This is a genomic window from Paenibacillus zanthoxyli JH29 (assembly GCF_000520715.1).
Classification (GTDB): Bacteria; Bacillota; Bacilli; order Paenibacillales; family Paenibacillaceae; genus Paenibacillus_AQ; species Paenibacillus_AQ zanthoxyli.
Genome location: NZ_ASSD01000205.1, coordinates 1 through 553, shown reverse-complemented (window position 1 = coordinate 553; position 553 = coordinate 1). Strand labels below are relative to the sequence as shown.

Here is a 553-nt window from a genome sequence, read left to right as displayed (position 1 = left end):
CCTGAATTCGTGAAACAAAGTTTTGAAAAGGTTAGAAAAGTAGACTCCGGTGAAGTAAACTGAAGAAAATAGGAAGATATTCTCGTTTTCTCATCCTCACCTTGGAGGTGCTTTCATGAATCCCATTCGTTTTCAGCTGGATCAGTCCGCAGAATGGTTAACCGCTCATTCCGGTTTGGCGCTCATTGGCCTGCTCCTTTCGCATACCCGAATCGCCAAAAGACTCATCCGTTATTCGCTGCCGGGTGCACAGCGCCCGACCGTTACTCATCCGGATGTACTTTATGCTTATCTGGGTCTGTTGTGTCAGGGAAAAAGTGATTTTGACCAGATCGAGCCGTTTCGGCAGGATCGGTTTTTCGCGAAATCCCTGGGTCTGAAGCACGTTCCGTCCTCTCCGACTCTGCGGCAACGTCTAGATCTGGCGGCGGCCCACAGCTACGACTGGCAGACGATTTTACTCGAAGAGTCCGCCGATTTGCTGCGCACTCTGAACGTACCGCTAACTCCGGTTCAAGCCACGCTACCGGAAGGAAAGACCATGTCCTGGCTA

1 pseudogene is annotated in these 553 nt (G+C 51.0%); it reads left to right on the top strand.

The features are described 5' to 3' along the window. Positions 1-115: 115 nt before the first annotated feature. Positions 116-553 (top strand): annotated as a pseudogene (locus L691_RS28255) (IS1380 family transposase); the annotation flags it as partial.